This is a genomic window from Marinovum algicola, assembly GCF_900109145.1.
GTDB classification, from domain to species: Bacteria; Pseudomonadota; Alphaproteobacteria; order Rhodobacterales; family Rhodobacteraceae; genus Marinovum; species Marinovum algicola.
The window spans coordinates 113,427-135,081 of sequence record NZ_FNYY01000011.1 but is presented as its reverse complement, the minus strand read 5'-3'; the positions used below and the strand labels follow the sequence as shown (position 1 = coordinate 135,081).

At 61.1% G+C, this 21,655-nt stretch carries 26 protein-coding genes; 11 read left to right on the top strand and 15 right to left on the bottom strand.

Going from position 1 to position 21,655, the window contains the following annotated elements:
• The first annotated feature begins 1 nt into the window (after position 1).
• From BMW90_RS15780 to BMW90_RS15755, 6 genes are all read left to right on the top strand, one after another.
• A complete protein-coding gene (locus BMW90_RS15780; protein ID WP_074837414.1) occupies positions 2-445 on the top strand; it encodes a copper chaperone PCu(A)C in 444 nt (147 codons plus the stop codon).
• Positions 442-1,002 (top strand): cytochrome-c oxidase, encoded by a 561-nt coding sequence (locus BMW90_RS15775; protein ID WP_074837413.1) that lies wholly within the window; start codon positions 442-444, stop codon positions 1,000-1,002. Before BMW90_RS15780 ends, BMW90_RS15775 begins: the two co-directional genes overlap by 4 nt.
• 20 nt (positions 1,003-1,022) lie before the next feature.
• On the top strand, positions 1,023-1,523 hold the full coding sequence (locus BMW90_RS15770; RefSeq protein WP_074837412.1) for a hypothetical protein: 501 nt from the start codon (positions 1,023-1,025) through the stop codon (positions 1,521-1,523).
• On the top strand, positions 1,517-2,251 hold the full coding sequence (locus BMW90_RS15765; RefSeq protein ID WP_074837411.1) for a cytochrome c biogenesis CcdA family protein: 735 nt from the start codon (positions 1,517-1,519) through the stop codon (positions 2,249-2,251). The genes BMW90_RS15770 and BMW90_RS15765 overlap by 7 nt, the downstream gene beginning before the upstream one ends.
• A 6-nt stretch (positions 2,252-2,257) precedes the next feature.
• Entirely contained in the window at positions 2,258-2,872 is a 615-nt protein-coding gene (locus BMW90_RS15760) for a class I SAM-dependent methyltransferase (protein ID WP_074837410.1), read from the top strand.
• Positions 2,873-2,979: 107 nt separating this feature from the next.
• Complete coding sequence (locus BMW90_RS15755; RefSeq protein ID WP_170850561.1) at positions 2,980-3,639, top strand: cation diffusion facilitator family transporter; 660 nt, start codon at positions 2,980-2,982, stop codon at positions 3,637-3,639.
• Here BMW90_RS15755 and BMW90_RS15750 read toward each other — a convergent pair.
• The 5 genes from BMW90_RS15750 to BMW90_RS15730 form a co-directional block, all read right to left on the bottom strand.
• Positions 3,623-4,870: a cytochrome P450 gene (locus tag BMW90_RS15750; protein WP_074837409.1), complete on the bottom strand. Its 1,248-nt coding sequence runs from the start codon at positions 4,868-4,870 to the stop codon at positions 3,623-3,625. The two genes, BMW90_RS15755 and BMW90_RS15750, sit on opposite strands and share 17 nt — an antisense overlap.
• Positions 4,871-4,998: 128 nt before the next feature.
• On the bottom strand, positions 4,999-6,372 hold the full coding sequence (locus BMW90_RS15745; protein ID WP_074837408.1) for a TRAP transporter large permease: 1,374 nt from the start codon (positions 6,370-6,372) through the stop codon (positions 4,999-5,001).
• Complete coding sequence (locus tag BMW90_RS15740) at positions 6,362-6,883, bottom strand: TRAP transporter small permease subunit (RefSeq protein ID WP_232279250.1); 522 nt, start codon at positions 6,881-6,883, stop codon at positions 6,362-6,364. The genes BMW90_RS15745 and BMW90_RS15740 overlap by 11 nt, the downstream gene beginning before the upstream one ends.
• A gap of 37 nt (positions 6,884-6,920) precedes the next feature.
• The gene (gene lspA / locus BMW90_RS15735; protein ID WP_009824417.1) at positions 6,921-7,430 is read right to left on the bottom strand and encodes a signal peptidase II; all 510 of its coding nucleotides are present in this window, start codon (positions 7,428-7,430) and stop codon (positions 6,921-6,923) included.
• The gene (locus BMW90_RS15730; RefSeq protein WP_074837407.1) at positions 7,427-8,281 is read right to left on the bottom strand and encodes a cation efflux transmembrane domain-containing protein; all 855 of its coding nucleotides are present in this window, start codon (positions 8,279-8,281) and stop codon (positions 7,427-7,429) included. Before BMW90_RS15730 ends, lspA (BMW90_RS15735) begins: the two co-directional genes overlap by 4 nt.
• A 59-nt stretch (positions 8,282-8,340) precedes the next feature.
• Between BMW90_RS15730 and BMW90_RS15725 the strand changes: the two genes are divergently transcribed.
• Entirely contained in the window at positions 8,341-8,688 is a 348-nt protein-coding gene (locus tag BMW90_RS15725; protein ID WP_244526531.1) for an ArsR/SmtB family transcription factor, read from the top strand.
• Between the two features lie 435 nt (positions 8,689-9,123).
• Positions 9,124-9,789, top strand: coding sequence for a L,D-transpeptidase (locus BMW90_RS15720; protein ID WP_074837405.1), 666 nt, complete (start codon positions 9,124-9,126; stop codon positions 9,787-9,789).
• Between the two features lie 47 nt (positions 9,790-9,836).
• Here the strand turns inward: BMW90_RS15720 and BMW90_RS15715 are convergent, their stop codons facing one another.
• Positions 9,837-10,124, bottom strand: coding sequence for a hypothetical protein (locus BMW90_RS15715; RefSeq protein ID WP_369817429.1), 288 nt, complete (start codon positions 10,122-10,124; stop codon positions 9,837-9,839).
• A gap of 178 nt (positions 10,125-10,302) precedes the next feature.
• On the opposite strand from BMW90_RS15715, the gene BMW90_RS15710 reads away from it, so the two are divergent.
• Together BMW90_RS15710 and BMW90_RS15705 are read left to right on the top strand one after the other, a co-directional pair.
• The gene (locus BMW90_RS15710; RefSeq protein WP_244526530.1) at positions 10,303-12,657 is read left to right on the top strand and encodes a heavy metal translocating P-type ATPase; all 2,355 of its coding nucleotides are present in this window, start codon (positions 10,303-10,305) and stop codon (positions 12,655-12,657) included.
• 66 nt (positions 12,658-12,723) lie between these two features.
• The gene (locus tag BMW90_RS15705; protein ID WP_074837404.1) at positions 12,724-13,233 is read left to right on the top strand and encodes a L,D-transpeptidase family protein; all 510 of its coding nucleotides are present in this window, start codon (positions 12,724-12,726) and stop codon (positions 13,231-13,233) included.
• A gap of 3 nt (positions 13,234-13,236) precedes the next feature.
• On the opposite strand, the gene phnE is transcribed toward BMW90_RS15705, so the two are convergent.
• Genes phnE through BMW90_RS15685 form a run of 4 tightly spaced genes read right to left on the bottom strand, consistent with a single transcriptional unit; the run spans position 13,237 to position 17,514 of the window.
• Positions 13,237-13,995: a phosphonate ABC transporter, permease protein PhnE gene (gene phnE / locus BMW90_RS15700; RefSeq protein WP_074837403.1), complete on the bottom strand. Its 759-nt coding sequence runs from the start codon at positions 13,993-13,995 to the stop codon at positions 13,237-13,239.
• Positions 13,995-14,777 (bottom strand): phosphonate ABC transporter ATP-binding protein, encoded by a 783-nt coding sequence (locus BMW90_RS15695; protein WP_074837402.1) that lies wholly within the window; start codon positions 14,775-14,777, stop codon positions 13,995-13,997. The genes phnE and BMW90_RS15695 overlap by 1 nt, the downstream gene beginning before the upstream one ends.
• Complete coding sequence (locus BMW90_RS15690) at positions 14,774-15,649, bottom strand: phosphate/phosphite/phosphonate ABC transporter substrate-binding protein (protein ID WP_048535502.1); 876 nt, start codon at positions 15,647-15,649, stop codon at positions 14,774-14,776. Before BMW90_RS15690 ends, BMW90_RS15695 begins: the two co-directional genes overlap by 4 nt.
• Positions 15,649-17,514 carry a cytochrome c peroxidase gene (locus tag BMW90_RS15685; protein WP_074837401.1) on the bottom strand — a complete coding sequence of 622 codons (1,866 nt, stop codon included), beginning with the start codon at positions 17,512-17,514 and terminating at the stop codon, positions 15,649-15,651. Before BMW90_RS15685 ends, BMW90_RS15690 begins: the two co-directional genes overlap by 1 nt.
• A gap of 109 nt (positions 17,515-17,623) precedes the next feature.
• On the opposite strand from BMW90_RS15685, the gene mntR reads away from it, so the two are divergent.
• Positions 17,624-18,082, top strand: coding sequence for a manganese-binding transcriptional regulator MntR (gene mntR, locus BMW90_RS15680; protein ID WP_008327326.1), 459 nt, complete (start codon positions 17,624-17,626; stop codon positions 18,080-18,082).
• A 94-nt stretch (positions 18,083-18,176) separates the two neighbouring features.
• Here the strand turns inward: mntR and BMW90_RS26395 are convergent, their stop codons facing one another.
• The 5 genes from BMW90_RS26395 to BMW90_RS15660 are packed head-to-tail and all read right to left on the bottom strand — an operon-like array spanning position 18,177 to position 21,653.
• Positions 18,177-18,344 carry a hypothetical protein gene (locus tag BMW90_RS26395; protein ID WP_139211405.1) on the bottom strand — a complete coding sequence of 56 codons (168 nt, stop codon included), beginning with the start codon at positions 18,342-18,344 and terminating at the stop codon, positions 18,177-18,179.
• On the bottom strand, positions 18,344-19,915 hold the full coding sequence (gene lnt, locus BMW90_RS15675; protein WP_074837400.1) for an apolipoprotein N-acyltransferase: 1,572 nt from the start codon (positions 19,913-19,915) through the stop codon (positions 18,344-18,346). The genes BMW90_RS26395 and lnt overlap by 1 nt, the downstream gene beginning before the upstream one ends.
• On the bottom strand, positions 19,912-20,385 hold the full coding sequence (lspA, locus tag BMW90_RS15670; protein WP_007803461.1) for a signal peptidase II: 474 nt from the start codon (positions 20,383-20,385) through the stop codon (positions 19,912-19,914). The genes lnt and lspA (BMW90_RS15670) overlap by 4 nt, the downstream gene beginning before the upstream one ends.
• Positions 20,386-20,389: 4 nt before the next feature.
• On the bottom strand, positions 20,390-21,172 hold the full coding sequence (locus BMW90_RS15665; protein ID WP_074837399.1) for a ZIP family metal transporter: 783 nt from the start codon (positions 21,170-21,172) through the stop codon (positions 20,390-20,392).
• A 22-nt stretch (positions 21,173-21,194) separates the two neighbouring features.
• On the bottom strand, positions 21,195-21,653 hold the full coding sequence (locus tag BMW90_RS15660) for a DUF411 domain-containing protein (RefSeq protein ID WP_007803465.1): 459 nt from the start codon (positions 21,651-21,653) through the stop codon (positions 21,195-21,197).
• Between the last annotated feature and the right edge of the window lie 2 nt (positions 21,654-21,655).

Genomic DNA, 21,655 nt, shown 5'->3' with positions numbered 1-21,655 from the left:
AATGAAGATCACCGCACTTGCAACCGTGTTAACACTCTGGCCGTTCTTCGCATCGGCCGATGTGACGATATCGGATGGTTGGGCCCGCGCGAGCATCCTCGCCTCCCGTCCGGCTGCGGCCTATCTCACGCTCACGAGCAATCAGAGTGATCAACTGGTCGCAATCACGACGCCGATCGCTGGGAACGTAACGATTCACGCCGTCGAGACCGACAACGATGGCATTAGCCGAATGGTTGAGGTCGACGGCTTGGACCTGCCCTCCCGAGAACCAGTAACCCTCGCGCCCGGCAGCATGCATCTGATGCTGATGGGCCTGTCGGAAAAACTCGAAGAAGGCACCGATTTGCCGTTGATCCTGACCTTCGCATCGGGTGCCCGAATGGAAATCAGCGTTCCGGTTCTCGGACCGGGCGCGATGAGGCCGCAGGAGCAACAGCCATGAAAAACATACTCCTGCTGATAGCCCTCGTCGCGGGCCTCCCGGCCTACGCAGATCATCCCGGCGACCGTCTTGACGAGGTGATGGCACAGAAAGAACCTGCTTTCACCGCCGTTGACCTCAACGAATTGCCTGCGTTGGGTCTGCTCGGCCCTGACGGAGAACCGTTGGACTTGGAAAGCCTCTCCGATCAGGTCGTCGTTCTTAGTTTTGTACCGTCCGACTGCGGACAGCCTTGTGCTGATCAACAGGCACTTCTTGAAAAGGTGAGGGGCGGAGTGAATTCATCTCCCATGCTGGACATGGTGACCTTCCTTGTGGTGACCGACGCCAGTGATCCGGTTCCCGGACCGATTGCCAAGAACGTGGTCATTGCTCGCGCACAAGAGCCAATAGAGAATCTGATCGATCAGTATCGCGCGATTGCGGCTGACCATCCCGAGGCTCCGCTTGTGCATGTTATCGCGCGCGGCAACCGCCATGCCGGGATCTTTGCGGGTTCCGCTTTCCGGCACATCAACATGATCCTGTACGTCAACGGCCTGACAAACGCGCATTAATCGAAGAACGGACCCCCAGCATGACAGCGAGCACAGAAACCTTTACGAGCAGCGACACCGGATGGCTGTCCGTCATCCGCCGATATATTGTCTATACCGCCGTCGGTCATCTGATCTGGGAAATGGCGCATATCCCGCTCTACACGATCTGGGTTGAAGGCACCTGGAGTGAAATTGCATTCGCGGTCGTGCATTGCACCGGGGGAGACCTGTTGATCGCCATGAGCACGCTCTTGCTCGCCCTGTTTCTCGTTGGGGGGCATGCATGGCCGTCGGAACGCGCAGGGCGCGTCCTGCTCCTGGCCGTGGTCCTGGGCGTCTCTTACACGATCTTCAGCGAGTGGCTGAACATCGTGATCCGGGCGGCCTGGGCCTATCGCGACATCATGCCGGTGGTCCCCGTCATCGACGCCGGTCTCACGCCGCTGCTGCAATGGATCATCGTCCCGACCCTGGCGTACTGGGCCGCTGCCAAAGTCCCCCTGCGCAAGCTTTTTAGGGGTGAACGTGAAGCATGGTAGATATCTCGCTTCTGGGCCTCACCGCCGCCCTCCTGGCCGGTACGATATCGTTTCTGTCCCCCTGCGTGCTGCCTCTTGTGCCAGGTTATGTCTCCTACGTGGCCGGACGCACAGCCGCTGAAGGGGGGGCGGCTGCAGCTTCGCCGTTGCGTGCGGTCTGGCTGAGCCTTTGCTTCGTTCTCGGCTTCTCCACCATCTTCATGGGACTTGGCGCATCCGCGACTGCAATGGGTCAGGCCCTGCTTCGGTGGCGGTATGAACTCAACCTCGTTGGGGGCGGCATCATCATTGTCTTCGGGCTCTTCACGATAGGAGCCGCGCGTGTTTCGGTCATGGAACGCGACTTCCGATTCAATCTCAACATCCCCGGGGGCCAACCCGCTGCGTCCTACGTCCTTGGGCTTGCCTTCGGTTTCGGTTGGACGCCGTGTATCGGCCCGATCCTCGGCGCAATCCTGACGGCCAGTGCGGCGAGCGCCACGATGGGCGAAGGCGTCATGCTCCTTGCCGTCTATTCCGCTGGCCTCGGGATACCATTTCTGATCGTTGCCGGTTTCACCGATCAGATCGCGGGCCGGCTCCGCGCCATCGGCCGGGTCGGCCGTCGCCTTCACCAGATTGCGGGCGTCGTCATGATCCTCATGGGCGTGGCGATGATGACGGGACAGTTGAGCGCGTTGTCGTACTGGATGCTCGATGCGTTTCCGGTTCTTGGGCGAATAGGATAACAGCTCATGCGGTTCTACGAAAAACACATCCTTCCGGGCCTCACGCATCTCACCATGGGTCAGGAACAGCTTCTTCCCTACCGAAGGCGCGCAGTCTCAGGTGCGAAGGGGCGCGTGCTGGAGATCGGGATCGGCTCGGGCCTGAACCTCGCGCTCTACCCCGACGCCGTGGATCAGATCGTCGGTGTGGACCCTTCACCAGAACTCCTTAATCAGGCCGCGGAGGCTTCTCAGGGCTTGACACCGACAACGGAGATGATCGAGGGCGTGGCCGAAGCATTGCCGCTGGAAGATCGCAGCGTTGACTGCGTGATTGCTACCTGGACGCTCTGCAGCGTGTCGGAACCGGAGAAGGTGCTGGCCGAGATCCAGCGCGTTCTCAAACCTGACGGCGTCTTCCGCTTCGTCGAGCATGGAACAGCGCCGGAACCCAGCGTCCAGCGTTGGCAGCGCTGGCTCACGCCTGCCTGGAAACGTTGTGCCGGAAACTGTCACCTTGACCGCCAGACAGACACTCTGGTCGAACAGAACGGCTTCCGCATGGAGCGGCTCGACACCGGCTACGCGAAAGGTCCGAAACCCTTTGTTTTCATGTATGAGGGGCAAGCTCGCCTTTATTGAGGCAGCTTAGAAGGAGAACAATGTCGGCTTCCAAATGGCGAGATACTGATGACAAGGTAACCAACTCTCGGCGGGAACTTATAGAATATATCAGGGGTTACCGCATCATGAGCAAGCAGAAAAATGATAGACAAACCAATCTGACACGCGGCATCCGCGTCGAGATCGCCAGCCTTGTCTACAATCTGATCGAGGTCGTCGTATCCGTCACCGTTGGACTTCTGACCGGCAGCGCCGCACTAGTGAGTTGGGGTCTCGACAGCACGGTCGAAGCCACCTCAGCCGGGACGCTGATCTGGCGCTTGAAGGCCGAGAAGGACGGTGGCGACAAGCGCACGGTCCTGCATCGCAAGAAGGTCGCGCTCTATGTGGTCGCCTGTGCTTTCTGGATCGTCGTCGCCGCGATCCTCTACGAGGCGGTGTCCGCCTTCATCTCGCAGGAGGCACCGGGCTTCAATTGGTGGGGGATCGCGATCCTGTTTGTCTCTTTAGTGGTCAATCCGCTATTGGCCTGGGGCAAGTATCGCTACGGCAAGCGGCTCGACTCACCTGCCCTGAAATACGATGCCAAGGATACCATGATCTGCGAATACCAGACCGTTGTGGTGTTGGCAGGAATTGGTCTGACACAATGGATGGGCTGGTGGTGGGCCGATCCGGTCGCGGCGCTTCTGATCGTGCCCTACGTCGCGTGGGAGGCGTTCGAGGCCACGAAGGATGCGCGGTCGGTCGATCCGGACGAGGCCGAAGCTACCGCCGACGCCTGACGTTGCGCATGATGAACCGGTTCTCGGGTAGGGGTGGCAGCTCTCCCGTGCCCAGCTCCAAATCCTGATCCTGCACATCGTATTTGACGTCGTTCACAAGATATCTGCAAAACGCCTTCATCTGGCTGATCGCGATCCACTCGCCCGGACAGCGGTGGTTCGTGTAGTGGTCGCCGCCGCCCTGTGGAACGAAGTCATATTGGTTTTCGGCGCGGCTCCGAAACCGTTCGGGGCGGAACTCAAGCGGCGCATCCCATGAACGCGGATCGGTGTTCGTGCCATAGAGGTCGAGCAAGACCCTGCAACCTTCCGGAAAGCGATACCCTTGCCACTCGAAAGCGCTTACTACCCGTGCCGCCACCGCAGGGAAGAACGGATAGAGGCGGCGAACCTCCTGCACGAAGGGTTCGAGCAGTCCTTCGTCGTTCCGCAGTTTCTCCTGCCATTCCGGATACCGGTGCAAGGCGTGGGCCGTCTGAACAATGAAAACGGACACCGCCACGGTCGGGCGCAAGACGTTCAACAACTCCACGGCGGCGACTTTCGGGGGCAGTATCGCGCCGTCAAGATCACGCCACGTCGCGATGACATGAAGGGCGCTTTCCTGCGTCGGCTGAAGCTCGCCATCGCGGACCTGTTGAATCATCCCCGCTGCCCATTTTTCCAGGCGGTGGCGCGCCAGACGTGCAGCCCAATGTTTCGGGCCGATGGCCCCGGCGTCCTCAAAAAGCGCTGTAAGTTGCGCCGTTCGGGTCGCCACCTCCGCCTCGGGAAGCGGAACCCCACACCAGGCGCAAACGGCTCTCGTGAGCATTTCGCGCACTTTGTCGTAGAAAACGACTTCGTTCCTCGCCTCCCAATCCGGTGCATAATTGTCTAGCATGTGAAGCGACATTCCCTGAAGCGCGGCTATATGCTCGGTCCCCATCAGCGACATGAACATCTTCTTGCGGTGCTGGTGGGCAGCGCCGTCCAATCCCTGAATGCCGCCTTCACCCAACAGGGTCTTCTGTATGCGGCCTGGCATCGAGCCCGCGCGGATCAGCTTATCGTCGGAATAGAATACTTCCGCAGCCGCCGACCCGGTCATGCAGATCGTCTTTTGAAGGAGGATGCGGGTTTCAAACAGATCTGTGTCGAGCGCGCGGCAGGTCTGAGAGATGAATCCATACGGATTTCGCAGCAGGGTGAGTGTGCTGTCAAAGCCCTCTGCGGATGGTATGCTGGACATTCGTTATCCTCCTGTTTGCTTTCCTTTGCTCAGGCCCCGTTCAGCCTTTCTGTTCGCGGTGCGGAAGTGGCCCCGAAAGAGCAGTGCCGCTTCGAAGGAAATCACTGCATCCGCGCTCAAAACATCTGTCACCGCTGGATTAGCTGCGGCGCATCCACATCCCCAAGGGACATTTCAGGCAACCAAGTGATAAGCTGAGGGAACGAGATCAGGGCTGCGATCAATACGATCTCGATGGCGACAAGCGGTACCGCGCCGCGATAGATATCGGAAAGGTTGATACCCTTAGGTGCCGCCATCTTGGCAAAGAATAGGGCATAGCCGAAGGGAGGCGTCAGAAAAGACGTCTGCAAGGCCAGTGCTATCAGGCCAGCGATCCAGATTTGCGCAAAGTAGGCAGAGCCGACGTGATCTGCGAAGTCGAGTTCCGAAAAGATCGGCATCAACACTGGTACAAAGACCAGCAGCACCTCGATCCAGTCAAAAACAAACCCAAGTATGATGATCACGCCAAGGAGGATCGCCAACAGTTCCCACCGGGTGAGATCGAATGCGGATATCCACTCGAAGATGACGTCCGGTCCACCGACCAGGTGGAAACTGAGCGAGAATACCGATGCGCCCAATACGATGAAGAAGACCATCGACGTCATCGTGCTTGTCTGCACCGTGACAGAGTTCAACGATGAGAAAGACAAGCGCTTTCGCGCCAGCGCGACCAATAGCGCGCCAAAAACCCCTACTCCAGCCGCCTCTGTTAGTGGCGCAAAGCCCAGAATGATGCTGAGCGGAATGGATGCGATGACCGCGACAGACGCGAGTACAAACAAGAGGTCTGACACAAGATTGGTCTTGGGTGTGTCCAGCGGGATTTCGACCGTTTTTCTCAAGGTGACCGCAAAGTAGACCGCGAAGGCCATGACCATCAGAAGCACAGGTACGATGAGGGCCACATACATCAATCCGATGCGCAGATAGAACACGTTCGAGATGAAGAACAGCATCACGGCTGGCGGGAACACGACACCCAATGCTCCAGAAACTGCGACAGCGCCTCCTGCGGTTCGCGGTGCGTAGCCCGACGCCATCATCGGGGCATAGGCCACCAACGCCACAGTTATGACGGAAGCACCGATCACCCCGGCGGCGGGCGCAAGAACGAGGCCGATCAGCAAAGTCGCAATGGCGTAGCGACCGGGAACGCCTGTCAGAAGACGCCCCAGCAAGCGAAACATGGTTTCGGCAATCCCGCTGGCATTCAGGATCAGGCCAAGAAAAATCAACATTGGAACGCTGGTGAATTGGACTGATTCATTGGTCAGTACACCACGGGCCCTCAGGTAGATCAGCCCCAGATGCTGAAAATCAGTGATCCCCACCCAAACCGCAGCGACAAACCCCAAGAAGCCTGTCCCCGCGAGCACCAGCGCCACCGGTAAGCCACTGAAAACCCCAATCGCCATCACGACAAGCATGGCAACCGTGAGGACCTCATTCACCATTGTGCAGGCCGCTTGCTTGTTCCGGTGCACCTTGCGCACGTCTCCCTGTCAGAAAGGCGATGTTGCGAAGGGCTACGATCATCCCGGCAAGAGCCAGCAGGATGGGGCCGATGACCCCGGCAATGCGTTGTGCCCACAACTGGGTTTCCGCGTATTTCGTGGTGCGCATCAAACCGTCCCATCCGTAGTAGGTCAGGATGGCGGCGAGCGGCAGAAGGACAAAAAGGCCGCCAATCAGTTCGATCCAAGCAATGCGGCGGGCGGACCAATGTCTGCGAAGAACATCAACGCGCACGTGACCGTCGCGCAGATAGGTATACCCAAAGGTCAAGAAAATTAGGATGAACAGCAGTGACGTGGACAGGTCCGGCAAATAGCTCGACACGCCAAGTTGTAGCTTGCGATCCAGCATCTGAAGCGCGCCATAAGCAGCAATCGAAACAACTGTCAGCCACGCAGTCACGACGCCGATGCCGCGAATGCCACGGTCAATCCAATCCAAAAATCTCAAGCCGAATTCCCTCCCAAAGTTCTTTGCCTGTTAGCTGTTATCCCCCCGTGACATCTCCCTTGCGATTGTCTTGTTCCCGATTTTCCGGCCTGACTTTCGAGGTGCGAAAGCTGTCCCAGAACAGCAATGCTGCCCCACAAAAGATCGCCACGTCAGCCAAGTTGAAGGACGGCCAGTGGTATGACCCGTAATGGAAGTCGAGAAAGTCAGGGACGGCCTGATAGCGCAGACGATCAAGGATATTGCCAAGCGCGCCTCCGATGATCAGACCGAGCGCCGCACCTGTCAGCCCGTCCGGAGCCTTCCACAGCCAGATCAGCAGCCATGCCACGACCACGGCAGCAAGTGCGACCAGACCCCACCAGGGTACGACCCCGCCGAGCATACCGAAGCTGACCCCATCGTTCAAAACCCGCACGAGGTTGAGAAAGGGCAGAACCTCGACCCCGTTCTCAAGCGCCGGGGAGTTCAGGGCAAGAGCCTTGGTGCCCTGATCAACACCAAACGCGGCGATGGCGCAAAGCCCACCGAGAACGCGGCTGTTCATGCCACCGCCTTCAGATCGGCCCGCGCGTCGCGGATGATCGCCCATGACGAGTGCAGGAACAGTCCGGCGATCCCGAACGCGACGATAAGATCGGGCCAAGCGCTGCCCAGCCAAACCACTAGCCCAGCGGCGATAACGACTGCGGCGTTGCCGATGGCGTCGTTACGCGAGAAAAGCCAGACAGCGCGCATGTTCGCATCGCCCTTGCGGTACCGCAACAACGGCAGCACGGAGATGACATTTATCACAAGAGCAATCAGGCCCAGAATCCCCATCAATGTGGCGTCTGGGGTTGTCGGCTCGAATGCCCTTATGATGGTCGTGCTAAAGACCCCAAGGCCAAGCAGGCCGAGAAAGATGCCCTGGATCAGGGCAGAGCGTGCCCGCCAGAGAAGGCTCCATCCGATGGCAAGAAGCCCCAAGAAAGTGATCGCGCCATCGCCGATGAAATCCAGCGCGTCGGCCTTCACGGCCTGTGACCCGGCGATGAACCCGCCAATCATTTCCAGAACGCCGTAACCGACATTCAGAATTACGACGATCCAGAGCGCGCGGCGGTAGCCCGGGTCCTGATGGGCCGCACTTTGCTGAAGGTCCTCGTCGCTCTCGATGCGGTCGAACCCATATCCCATTGTCTCAACGGCTTTTTCGATCTCCGGCAGGCGCGCTTCAGGGGCATTCAGAGTCATGATATGGGTCGCCGCTGATACTTTCACTGCGTCGGGCGCGACACCCGCAGACTGCGCCGCCCGCTCGATCTGAGCGGCATCCTTGGCGCAATCCATTCCGGAAACCCGGTAACGGAGGGGCGGCGTATCTGCTGTCGATCCGGAGCTTTCGGTGTTGGCCATCGGTGCAATACTCCTGCTAAAGTGGATCAAGTTTAAACATATCAGCAAGGAGTGATATGATGCAAGTCTTCGCCGACCGCAATGCTGCGGCCGCTGGCATCGAGCGTAGGGCAAAGCTCTTTCGCGGTCTTGCCGACCCGAGCCGACTGGCGATACTGGGCGTGCTGTGTGAAGGACCGTTGGTTGTTCACGAGATCGTCAAACGCACAGGGCTATCGCAGCCCAACGTGTCAAATCATTTGCGATGCCTTCTGGATTGCGGACTTGTCGCCAGCGACCGCGATGGGCGCTTCATTCGCTACCGGATCAGCAGTCCGCGCATAGCAGCTCTTTTAAATGATGCAGACGCCCTGCTTGATGTGGTCGCAGAAGGTGTTGGGGCTTGTGACAATTATCGCGAAGCGTGAACGATAATATCCCAATGCACGTCATCACGACCACTTCCGCGTGAGGCAAAATTTTATATGGGGCTTGCTGCCAAACGTGTTGAAAAGACCCATTATTGAAAGCGCTCAATTTAACTGCTCGGCATAGCGAGTTAAGGATCACAATTGAAGCGAAGATCAAGACGAGGCCCGGCATCGTGGCAGTAGCCTGGTTTCACCCCACAGATCGTGACAGCGCTTAGACTGATAAAGAAACGAACGGGCCCGAAGTATTACCGAGATCGTCTGGCATCAAAATTTCTCTTGAACCTCTAGTAGCTTTAGGAGTTAAGCCACCGACATAGAACGGCACCATGGAGCAAGTTGCCAATAACGCCTCACTCTTTCCCGGGCGAACAACACTGCGTTCGGGGTAAGGTTCGGTTTGCCGTCCAATGCGTGAACGGAGCAATCTATATGCTGACAAGACGACATTTCATCCAGACGACCACCGCGCTGTTTTCGGCATCGATATCCAGCCCGCTCCTTGCAGACACGTGGCCTACCGATGCGCAGAAGGCAGCTTGGGACGCACAGGTTACACCTCCCGGCTACGACCCGGCCACGTCCAACCCTTGGGGCCTTCACCCTCGCTTCCTGCCACAGCGGGTCCTCGCGAAGGACGGACTTGTACCCGGTGATATCCATGTCGATGCTGTTGCGCGCTATCTCTACCACATCGAAGAAGGCGGCACGGCGATGCGCTATGGCGTGGCGATCGCGCGCGGCAGACTTTACGAACCGGGCACCTATACGATCAAGCGCAAGGTCAGGTGGCCGCATTGGCAGCCGACACAAAACATGATCGACCGCGACCCAGAGCTCTACGCCGATATCGCTGACGGTATGGAACCCGGACCTGAAAACGCGCTCGGATCGCGAGCCCTCTATCTCTTCGTCGGCGACCGAGACACCTATCTAAGGATTCACGGGACACCGTATCCAAGAAGCATTGGCGGCCGTGCGAGTTCCGGCTGCGTCCGAATGGTCATGGCACACATCAATGATCTCTATCCCAACGTCGAGATTGGCTCGACGGCATTCCTGTACTCGGCGGAAGACAGCGTCACCCCGAGAAGTTGACTGGCGCATCATGTGTTACGTGTGGGCTTGACGCATCTATGGGCTGATCAGGACTGGCGCGAAGTGCAGATGGGGTTGCCACCTGCCGAGCGTAGCGGAACCAAGGTGTTTTCCACCGGACCGCTGTGTTCATACCAATAACAGCCATCCTCGGGACGAAGCCGCGCCGTGGTGAGATCCTGACCAGGCGCAGCAAGGGCAATGACGGCCTCGGGAACACTTCCCACTTCGTTGCGAGCGCCGCCGTCGTCCAGCGTTGGCACCGCGCAGCCAGCAAGCACCAATGTCGCTGCGATAATCGGCGCGTTTCGTTTCTGCATGTCTACCTCACTCATTCTGATCGCTTCGTACCGGCAAGCGTTGCTCCAACCGCGTCGTTTCAAGGGGGCGGCTAGCTTCAAGCCTCCGCAGGGCGCCTTTCTTGCTGGACGAATATCCACTTTTTTGCCCTTGAAGCTCTAGTTACTGTAGGGGCTATGTCAATGTGGAATCAATGAATCCTGAGGTCAATCCATGTCTTCCGACGGCAACCGCAACGATCACGGCCATCCGGGTGATCAAGAGCATTCTGACCCAAGAGGCAAATCCTGTTGCGACGCCAGCAAGGACGTCGCGTCCACGGCGCCAGCGCCGTCCGGCGGAAGGAGCTTTCAGGTCTCCGGCCTGGATTGCGCCGAAGAGGTGGCGATCCTGAACCGGGTTGTCGGGCCGAAAGTGGGCGGAACCGAACACCTGGCATTCGACGTGATCAACGGGCGAATGACCATCCTCGATAGCGCCGAGAAGATCTCGGACAACGAAGTCACTCAGGTGGTCGCGAGCACGGGCATGAGTGCGAAACCGTGGGATGCCGACAACGCAGCAGAGGACCAGGCGGCGCATCTGGCACGTCAGAAGCGCTTTACCTCGTTGAGCGGCGGCTTCTGGGCGGCGGGATTCCTTTTTCACATTGTCGAGACCAACTTGGGCGGCGCGCTCGGGCTCTTTGCCGGCCATGGCGAGGTGCCTATGCCTATGGCGGAAGCAGGGATCTTCGCCGTCGCGATTCTTTTTGGCGTCTGGCTTGTCGCGCCCAAGGCCTGGTCTTCGGCGCGGAGGCTTAGCCCCGACATGAACCTGCTCATGGTGGTGGCCGTCGCGGGCGCCATCGGCCTCGGCGAGTTTTTTGAGGCTGCGACGGTCGCCTTCTTCTTCTCGCTCTCTCTCTATCTTGAGAGCTGGAGCGTGGGGCGGGCGCGTAATGCGGTTTCCGCGCTCCTCGATCTGGCGCCGCCAACGGCGCGGGTTCTTTACGACGACGGATCTGAATCCGACGTTCCGGCCGCGGCCGTGGCAGTCAATGCAAGGTTTATCGTGCGCGGCGGCGACCGGATCCCCCTCGACGGTGAGGTCGTGGACGGGGCAGGGGCCGTCGATCAGGCCCCAATTACTGGGGAAAGCGCGCTAGTGCCCAAGGAACCCGGCGACGAGGTCTATGCCGGCACGATCAACGGCGAGGGCACACTGACGGTGCGGGCGACGAAGGCCGCCTCGGACACGGTGCTCGCGAAAATCATTCGCATGGTGGGCGATGCCCATGCCCGCCGCGCGCCGGTCGAACAGTGGGTGGCCAAGTTCGCGCGCATCTACACACCCATCGTGATGGCTCTGGCGATCGCCATCGCGCTGGTGCCGCCACTGGTGACGGGCGGTGCCTGGGATTACTGGTTCTACAATGCGCTGGTTCTGCTGGTCATCGCCTGCCCCTGTGCCCTTGTCATTTCTACGCCAGTTTCCATTGTCGCAGCGCTGACCGCGTCGGCACGGGCTGGGGTGCTCATAAAGGGCGGCGCCTATGTCGAAGCACCGGGGCGGACCACGGCACTGGCGATGGACAAGACCGGGACGATCACCATGGGCGAGCCCGAGTTGGCGGCAGTCCATCCGCTGGGCGAAGCCTCCGCGCGCGATCTCATGACGCTGGCGGCAAGTCTGGAGGCGCGATCCTCGCACCCGCTGGCACGTGCCATCCTAGCGCGTGCCGAAACCGATGGTGTTTCGGTGTCTGCCGCAGAGGACACCCGCACCGTGCCCGGGCGCGGGCTGGAAGGACGCGCCGACGGGCGCGCGATCTGGCTCGGTTCGGATCGGTTCGCCGAGGAGAAAGGTTTCGGCAATGCCATTCCGTCGGATCTGCGGGACCGGATCGAAGGGGCAGGGAGCACCCTTGTTGCCGTGGGTGACGAGACCGGCGTGACCGGCGTTCTGGAGCTTCGCGACCGCATCCGCCCCGATGCCAAAGGGATCGTTGCGCGGCTGCACACGCAGGGAGTGAAGACCATCGTGATGTTGACGGGCGACAACGAACGCACCGCGCGCGCGGTGGCAGCCGAAGTCGGCATCGACGAGGTGCGCGCCGAACTTTTGCCAGAAGACAAGGTGACGGCCATTGAGGAACTCGTCGAAAGCCACGACATGGTGGCGATGATCGGCGACGGTGTGAATGACGCACCGGCCATGGCGCGGGCGCATTATGCCATCGCCATGGGCGCTGTCGGATCGGATGCCGCGATCGAGACGGCCGACATCGCGCTGATGACCGACGACATCGGCAAGGTACCCTGGCTTATCGGCCATTCGCGCCGTGCCATGACGATCATCCACCAGAATATCGGCATATCGCTGGCGACCAAGGCGCTGTTCGTCGGGCTGACCGCGTTCGGTATGGCCTCAATGTGGGGCGCCATTGCTGCGGATGTAGGCGTGTCTCTGCTGGTGGTCGCCAACGCACTTCGGCTCCTGAACGGCCATCAGGTTGAGGCCGGGCCTTCAGGCGGAGAACCGGTGGGCGAGCAGATGGCGAAGGGAGCACTGGCGCACGGTCATTGATCCGGCGGTTTCGGTAGAGTAACGTCTGACATCAACCAGACCTCGCAAAAGGGGCGTCGAGCAGTGATGAATACCAGAATTCCACGGCGGGTCTTGCTGTTGGGCGGATTGGCCACCTTCCTGTCTGGCTGTGCCAGCAAGTTCCGGTCCTACAACGGACCCGAAGTGACCCGGCTGCGTATGTACAAGGCGCAGCGGCTGCTGGTTCTTGACGGAACGGATGATGTCTTGCGGACCTATCCCATCGGATTGGGCTTCGCGCCCGAAGGCCACAAGCAGTTCGAAGGAGACGGCCGCACGCCGGAGGGCTCCTATCTGATTGACCGGCGCAACCCGGACAGCCTCTTCCACCTCTCCATCGGCATTTCATATCCCAATGAGGCCGACATCGCGTATGCGGAGGCGCAAGGAAAATCGCCGGGCGGCGACATCTTCATCCACGGGGGGCCGCGCAAGGGGATCGACCCGATGAACAAACGCGACTGGACCGCGGGCTGCATCTCCGTCACGGACCGGCAAATCGAGGATATCTACGCCATGGTCAGGGACGGAACCCCCATCGACATCTATGCCTGATAGTCAGGCAAAACGACGGCGCAGCGCAACGTTGATGGCTTCGATGGCGATGACCATGACGACGACGGCAATCGTGACGCTGGCCGCCTTGTCATACTGGAAAGAGCGCACGTAGGTCTGGATGTAAAAGCCGATCCCGCCCGCGCCGACAATGCCGAGGATCAGCGACTCGCGCAGGTTCAACTCGAACCGGAAAATCGTGTCGCGGGCGACGACCGGCGCCATCTGCGGCCAGATCGCGTATCTGAGCCGCACGAGCGGCCCGGCGCCCGCGCTTTCAAGTGCTGCGATCGGCGCGCGGGACACGCCGTCGATCGCCTCGGCATAGAACTTGGCGAGCATCCCCGTTGCATGAAAGGCGACCGCGATGATGCCGGGCAGCGGCCCGAGCCCGACAGCGCCCACCATGAGCATGGCCACGAGGATCAGCGGAATCGCCCGGATGAAAGCAAGCAGCGTTCGGATCGGCCGGAACACCGCAGGCGATACCATCGTCTCAGACGCGAGAATGCCGAGGGGAACGGACAGGATCACAGCACCGAGGGTGCCGAGGATCGCGATCCTCAGCGTTTCCGCGCTGCCCTTCTTGATCTCGGCCATCACCGTCGGGTCAGGCGGAAACATCCGGCCGAGGAAATCGGCGATCCGCGGGCCGGCCGACAGAAGTCGCGAGAACTCGACATCGGTCGTGGCGAAGGACCACAGGATCGCGGTTGCGATCAGACCGCTCGTCGCAAAGCCGCCAAACCCGCGGAACGCCATCAGGACACCGCCCTGAGGCCGATACCGGGGCTTGGCTCTACCTCCCGATAGAGCTCCGCCGTCGCATTATCGTTCAACTCGGAGGTCGGTACATCGAACACGATCCGCCCATCCCGCATGCCGATGATGCGCTGCGCGAAACGCCGCGCCAGGTCGGGCTGGTGCGACGAAAACAGCGCCGTCGCGCCGCGCGCTCGCGCCGCCCCGGTCAGCAGCGCCAGGATCTCACATGCACGCGCGGGGTCGAGGTTGCTCACCGGTTCGTCGGCGAGGATTAGGCGCGGTTCCTGCGCCAGACACCGCGCGATGGCCACACGCTGCCGCTGCCCGCCGCTGAGGCTGTCGACCCTGCGTTCGGCAAGATCGGAAATGCCGCAATCGGCAAGTGCCGTGCGCGCAATCTCCAGATCATGCTTGGTCGGCGATCCCATCAGGGCCCGCAGCGGCGACATGCGCCCCAGGCGGCCATTCAGGACGTTACGCAGAACCGTGGAGCGTTCGACCAATGCAAACTCCTGAAACACGAAACCGGTATCCGGACGGCGCGCGCTCGGCGGCGGGCGGTCGGGATCGAGCGGCGCACCCAGAACGGATACCCGCCCGCTCCAGCCTTGGAGCCTGCCGTCGAGCAGTGCCAGCAGGGTCGTCTTGCCCGCCCCGGACGGGCCGAGCAAAGCGACGCTCTCGCCCGCCGAAATCCGAAACGAGACCCGCTCCAGCGCCGGAAGGTCCGCGCCCGTATGGGCAAAACTCAGGTCGTCTATTTCGATAGCTGTGCTCATCGCAACAGCCCGTATTGCCGTGCCATATCGCGTACGCCGTCATAGGCGGCGGAGTCGGCCCTGACATAGCCGTCCGGACCGTAGAGATAGCGCAGCTTTTCGCGGTTTTCCGGCGCATTGAGCCGCAGCATCGCGTCGACAAACCGGGCCTGCAGGTCGGTGTCGAGCCCCGGGCGAGCGATCACCAAATGGCTCGGGATCGGCGCGCTTTCCGCGATCCAGGTTACCTCCGCCTGTTGCTGCGGTGTCAGAAGCAGGTCGGCATACTGGCTGGCGCCCGCGGCATCGACCAGGCCTTCGGCCATTGCCTGCATGGCTTGTTGGTAGCCCCCCGCGAAAAAGACGCGGCCGAAAAATTCCTCCGCTGCGCCGGGACCTTCAACCAGCCCGGCCTCGACGAATTCGGCGAGCGGGTAGAGATAGCCCGATTCCGAAATCGGATCGGCAAAAGCGATGTCGCGCCCGCGCAGGTCTGCGAGCGCGCCGATGCCGCTGTCGCGCCGCACGAAGATGCGGCCCGTATAACTCGGCGCGTCGCGGTAGACCTCGGACAGGAGCGGCACGGCACCGATCTCGGCCTCGGCCAGAACGAAGGGCAGGGCGCCCATGAAGGAGATATCCGCGTCGCCGTTGCGCAGCGCCTCGACCGCCGCTGCATGGTCGATGGTGACGAACCCCTCGACGGGGACGCCGATCTCCTCTGCCAGCCATCCGGTGATGGCCTCGATGTCCCCCAGAAGCTTGTCGGGGTTCTCTTGCGGGATGAAGGCAAGCCGCAGGGTTACGTCTTGCGCGGCGAGAGGTGTCGCCAGCGACACCGCGCCCGCGCCGACCAAGGTCAGTATCGTTCTACGGGTCAGATGGACCGGCATCAGAATGCCCTCTCTTCGATTGCATCGGCTTCGGACTTGAACGCGGTCCAGCTTGCTTCGGCGGCCTTCCAGTCATCGGCACGGACGGCGGCGCCGACCGCGGCCAGACGTTCGGCCAGCGCATAGACCTCGGGCCGGGCGGGGAGGTTCGACATGGTACTGGCGTCCGCCGAGAGGTCCGCGGCCACGGTGTCGGTCAGCAGCAGGATATGCTCCGCGTCCCGCCGCGGCAGTAGCGTATCGATTGTCGAGGCGAAGGTCGTCAGTTCGGCGAATGCCAGCCGGAAAGCGGTGTTCTCGGTGTCGAAGGCTTCATAGGGCTCGTCTGCCGCGCCAACGGTCTCGAGATAGGCGGTTAGGTCGGCGCGGTCTTCCTCGGTAAGCCCAAGCGATTTCGTCTCGTCGAACCAGTCCACGACGGCGGCCAGCGTCGGCAATGACCCGTCGTGGAAATAGGGGGCGGTATAGGCCGTGCCGAGCAGCGTGGGCGTGTCCAGCGCACCGGCGCGGGCCCCCTCGTAGCCCGGCGCGACTGAGCCGATGTCGTGGGCCTGCCGGTCGAGGAAGTTCGCGTCTGGCACGTGGCAACTGGCGCAGGACCGATCGCCGAGCCCGACGAAGGGCGTATTGAAGATCTCCTCGCCGCGCCGGGCGGCCTCTTGGGTCGTGTCGGTCAGACGGCCATCAGTCGTCAGCATGGAATTCGGCAGGAAGTCGAACTCGAGCATGTAGGCGACGAGAGCGTCCAGCATGAAGGGCGTCGGTTCCTTCCCGCCGAACTCGTTGACGACCACGTTGCGGGTGAAATCGCGCAAGGAGGCGAAGCGGCCATCGCGGCCGTAGGGACCGGTAAAACGCAAGCCGCGCAGGCTGGGAATGTCGAGCGGGTCGTCGCGCCTGTCATTGAAGATCGGGTTGAAAAAGGCGCCGTCCACGTCGATCGCGCCCGGTTGGTGGCTGGCGCCGGGGATGAAGAGCCGCTGGTTGACGTCCGAGCGGTTGTGACAGGTCGAGCAGGCGATCCCGAGATCCTGCGCCGGGCTTCCAAAGAGTTGCGCGCTGTCGAACAGCATGTCGCCGTAGGCAACAAGCGGCAGATCGGTCTCGTCGATGCCCTGTTCCTCGAAGTTGAGCACGAGCAGCGGCAGCGGGTCCTGATCGAAGATGTCGGACCCAGGCGGCAGGCTTGGCGGTACCTCGATGGCCTTTCCGCTGAGCACAGCTGTTTCCGGCAGGGCGCTCAGCGTCCGGCGCGGAGCGAAACTGTCCAGGAGGTAGTTCTCCGCAAGATAGCCGGAGATGACTGCACGGGCGGCTTCCATCGTGTCGCGATCCGCAGATGTGGCGCCAGCGCCGAGAACACCAGCGGAACCTGTGCTGCTGTTGAGCTCCAGCCAGGCGAGGCCGATGCGTCTTGCAGCTTCGGGATCGGCCGCCGCGATACCATCCTCAAACGCACGGTAGAGTTCGCGTGCCGTCTGCACCGCCAGCTGTGCTGTCGCCGATTCTTCGGCCGCGAGAGCACGGTCCAAATTCTCCTCAATCCTGAGCGCTACAAGCCGCGTCGCCTCGGCGAAGACCGCCTGCAGGTCTTCGCGCATTATAGCGTCCAGGAGACCGTCGGGCTCGATATCGCTTTTGCGGTCCAGCCACGCCAGCACCCCGACAGAGAATTCCGAACCCCGGTAGGGTTCCGTCCAGGCGGTCTCGATGTCGTCCCAGGGCAGAGGCTCGAGATTTCCAAGAAAGAGCGTCAGACGGTAGGCCGCTGCCTCGGGAAGCCAAGGCGCCTCCTTGGCCGGCGTCGCGGCGACAGGTCCAAACAGGAGGAGCGCACTTGCGAGTGTGGCGAGCAGCACTCTCATAATATTTCGCATCACCACGGCCTCCAAAGTACAAAGTTAGACATGGCTAACTTATCTACCCGAAGCAAACAAGTTGTCAATCCCGCTGTTTCGCTGCAAAGTCCCGAGTATGACAAAGCTACAATCACAAGGGCGTGAGCCATTCGAAGCGGTCGACCGGGCTCCCGAGGCGCAGGCCGATGGCTTTGCGACCGTGCGTCAGGCACATGAAAGCGAGATGGCGGAGGATTACGTCGAACTGATCGCGGAACTGATCGAGACGCGCGGGGAGGCCAGACCGGTCGAGATCGCCGAGCGGCTTGGCGTGAAGCCGCCGACCGTGACCAAGAACATCTCGCGGCTCAAGGCTGCTGGTCTGGTCCGGCGGGAGCCATACCGCGCGATATTCCTCACCGATGCCGGGCAGGACCTCGCGGAGATCTGTCGACGCCGCCACAGGGTCGTCGTCGCCTTTCTTCTGAGCCTGGGAATCGACGAAGAGACCGCGGAACGCGATGCGGAAGGGATCGAGCATCACGTCAGCGGGACGACATTGGAGGCGTTCGAGCGACGGCTCAATCAGAAATGAGCTCGCCTAGATGCACATTCGCGCGATTCTCTATCGGGACCTCGAGCTATCGGGTCTTCAAGCCGCTGACACGTTTGCGCAATTTCGAAGCTCGCTAGCTGAGAACCCGCGACAGCACGATGGTTGCAAACAGGGCGACAAGTCCGAAGGCGATCGCAGACGCTACCGCATATTGGAGGATATCCAGATGATTCCCCCTCCTCCGTCGTGCCAGATAGCCACCCCAGATCGCGCCTCCGATAGCGCTCACGATCACAAGCATCAGGATACCTCCGTTCCAAAATGCCGCGCATCGGGATCTCGTCCGAGCAAACTGGCCAGCCAGCCGAAGACCCAGCACCCAAAAACAAGAACCAACAAGGTCCAGTCGCCGAACCGCGCATAGGGCGTTGGAGTACGCGCGCCCGGCAGGCCGGCATCAATGGTGCCTGTTTCCCCGGTATCAAGACGCGCGACGACATTTCCATTGGCGTCGATGATCGCGGATATCCCAGTGTTGGCCGCCCGGACCACGGGAAGCCCCTCCTCGACCGCGCGCATCCGCGCGGAGGCGAGGTGCTGCTCGGGTCCGATGCTGGTTCCGAACCAGGCATCATTTGTGGCGTTGAATATCCAGTCGGGGCGGAAAAGGTCATCGACCACGTGGCCCGGAAAGATGATCTCGTAACAGATCGCCACCGCGACCAGAGGCGCGCCAGGGATCGCCAGCGTGCGCGGCCCTGGTCCCGGCGTGAAATCGCCCAACCCTTCCGTCAGTCGTTCGATGGGTAGCCAGCCTCTCAGCGGCACATATTCGCCAAACGGAACAAGATGATGTTTTGCATATCCCGTCAGAATCTCACTGGTGCCATCGTATGCCTGAACCGTGTTGAAATATCTGGTTCCCCCATCGCCCTCCACTCGGTCAGGCGCACCTGTCAGTAGGATCCTGCCGTCTGGCAAAGCTGCAGATATCCGCGCGCGTGCCGCAGCATCTTCGTCCAGAAAGCCGGGGAAGGCCGTTTCCGGCCAAAGCAGCAAATCGAAACGTCCGGGTTGCGCGGACAAGCCCAGGTATTTTTCCAAGGTTCGCTGGCGGCTGCCCGGTACCCACTTCTCGACTTGTGGCACATTGCCTTGGACGATGCGCAAAGCAACGTCTGTCGGCGGCACGTCCTGCCCTGACCGAAGCGCACCGCCAACCCAGAAACCCGCCACAGCAACGGCGAAGAGCACGAGAACAGGCGCGCGTCTCTTTGGCGCCGCCACAGTCAACACACCTGGCAATATGCCGATGAAGACCGTGAGAAAGCCCAAACCGTAGCTTCCGACCCAGGCGGCGGGTTGGCGCAGGGCGGCATAGTCGACAAGGGCATAAGCGGCAAGGTTCCAGGGAAACCCTGTCAGGACATGACCCCGCAGCCATTCCGTGGCCACCCAGCAGGTTGCAAACAGCAGGCCCGCCGCAATGCCGCCGACAGCTCGGCGCTGCATGATGGCGGCAAAAAGCATCGCCGCCATGCCCGGGAAGATGGCAAGTCCGGCGGACAGACCCGCGACCGCCGGAATCGCCAGTGCGCCGAAACGTTCGGCATCGACGTAAAAGCTCTCGGCGATCCAGGAAATTCCAATCCCGAATTGGCCCAGTCCGAAAGCCCAACCGACAAGGAAAGCGCGCGAGGTTGAGATGTTCCGGAGAACGATAAAGAGCACGGAGAAGGCGACAGGGACCGCGATGAGCCAAGAAAACGGCGGAAGAGTCAAAACCGTCAATCCGCCGGCAGCAAGGGCAAGACCCATGCGCTGGAACAGGTTCAGGTCCTCACTAACGAACTGCGGCAATCCCGGCTTCATGAATCGGTCTGAAGTCGAGCGCCAACCCACGGCGCAATGAGCAGCAGCATCACGCCGCCAACCACAAAAACATCGGCCATGTTGAAGGCAGGCCAGTGCGCCGTCCCGATGTAGAAATCGAGGAAATCCGTCACCGCACGATAGCGCAGGCGGTCCAGAATATTGCCGAGTGCACCGCCGATGATCGCACCATAGGCAATGGCCTCGACCCGGCTGCTGGTACGGACCAGCATGAACGCCAGCCAGACGCAGATGCCAAGCGCCAGTAAGACAAGGCTCCACCACGGCGCGCCGCCGAGAAGCCCGAAGGTCACTCCGTCATTGCGCAGGTAGATGAGATTGAAGCCGGGAAAGACCGATACGCCGGAACTAAGAACAGTCGCATTGGACACAACGATTGCCTTCGTTGCCTGATCGACAAGAAAGGCGATCAGCGCAGCAAGCAGACCGACGAAGAGGCAAGTTCTCATCAGCTTATCCCAGCCAGACGTCGAGGAACAACATGATCACAAGACCAACGGCGAGGCCGAGCGTCGCCCTGTTCTGATGGCCGGATCGGTGGGTTTCCGGAATGATCTCGTGGCTGATGACATAGAGCATCGCACCTGCTGCGAAGGCGAGACCCCAAGGCAGCAGCGGTTGCGAGATGCCGATGATACCCGCGCCGATGAGCCCGCCGACGGGCTCCACCAGACCGGTCAGGGCGGCGATGCTCCAGGCGCGAAACCTGGAATAGCCCTCGCCGAGCAACGAAACCGCCACCGCCAGACCTTCGGGGGCATTCTGTAATCCAATACCGATCGCAAGTGGCAACCCGCCCGACAAACCGTCAGCCCCGAACCCGACGCCGACGGCAAGCCCTTCGGGAAAATTGTGGATCGTGATCGCGATGATGAAAAGCCAGACGCGCCGCAGCGATGCGGCGTCGGGACCTTCCCGCCCCGTCTTGAAATGTTCATGCGGCAGCCGTTCGTTCATCAGAGCGACCGCGCCCATGCCAAGCAGGATCGCAACACATACGATGGCCGCCGGGAGAGCACCGTTGTCGAACTGTCCTTCAGCAGCGTCGAGAGCCGGGATAATCAGCGAGAAGAACGAAGCCGCGAGCATGACACCCGCCGCGAAGCCAAGCAGCAGATCGCGCGTGGCCCGGGACGGGATGCGCCCAAAAAGAACGGGGACCGCCCCGACCGCGGTCAGCGATCCGGCGGCCAGGCTTCCAAGAAAGCCAAGCGCTATGGGGGAGAGGGGTTCCAATTGTTAAGGTTCTGCCGCGAGTTCAGTCAGGAGCCGAGTAGCTGGTGTAGACCTCGGTCGATCCGTCTTCGTGGATCAGGAAGACATCGTAAGCCTCCCGGTCGTCCTCCGGTCCCATGCCGGGCGACCCGTAGGGCATTCCCGGCACCGCCAGGCCTACCGCGTCTGGCCGGTCCTCCAGCAGGCGTTGGATGTCAGCCGCCGGCACGTGGCCCTCGATCACATAGCCGTCGACCAGAGCAGTATGGCAGGACACCATGCGCTGCGGCACGCCATTGTCGAGTTTGAAGCGCACAAGAGATCCTCCGAACATGTCCTCGCCCATCGGCGCGAAGCCATTCTCCTCGAGGTGCTTCATCCAGGACAGGCAACAGCCGCAGCCGTTTGTCTTCCGGACGTCGATCTGAATCGCCTCTGCGACGGCCTGCGCCGCGGGAAGCAAGGCAAATGCGATGGCAAGGGCGGGAGTAAATCGTTTCATGG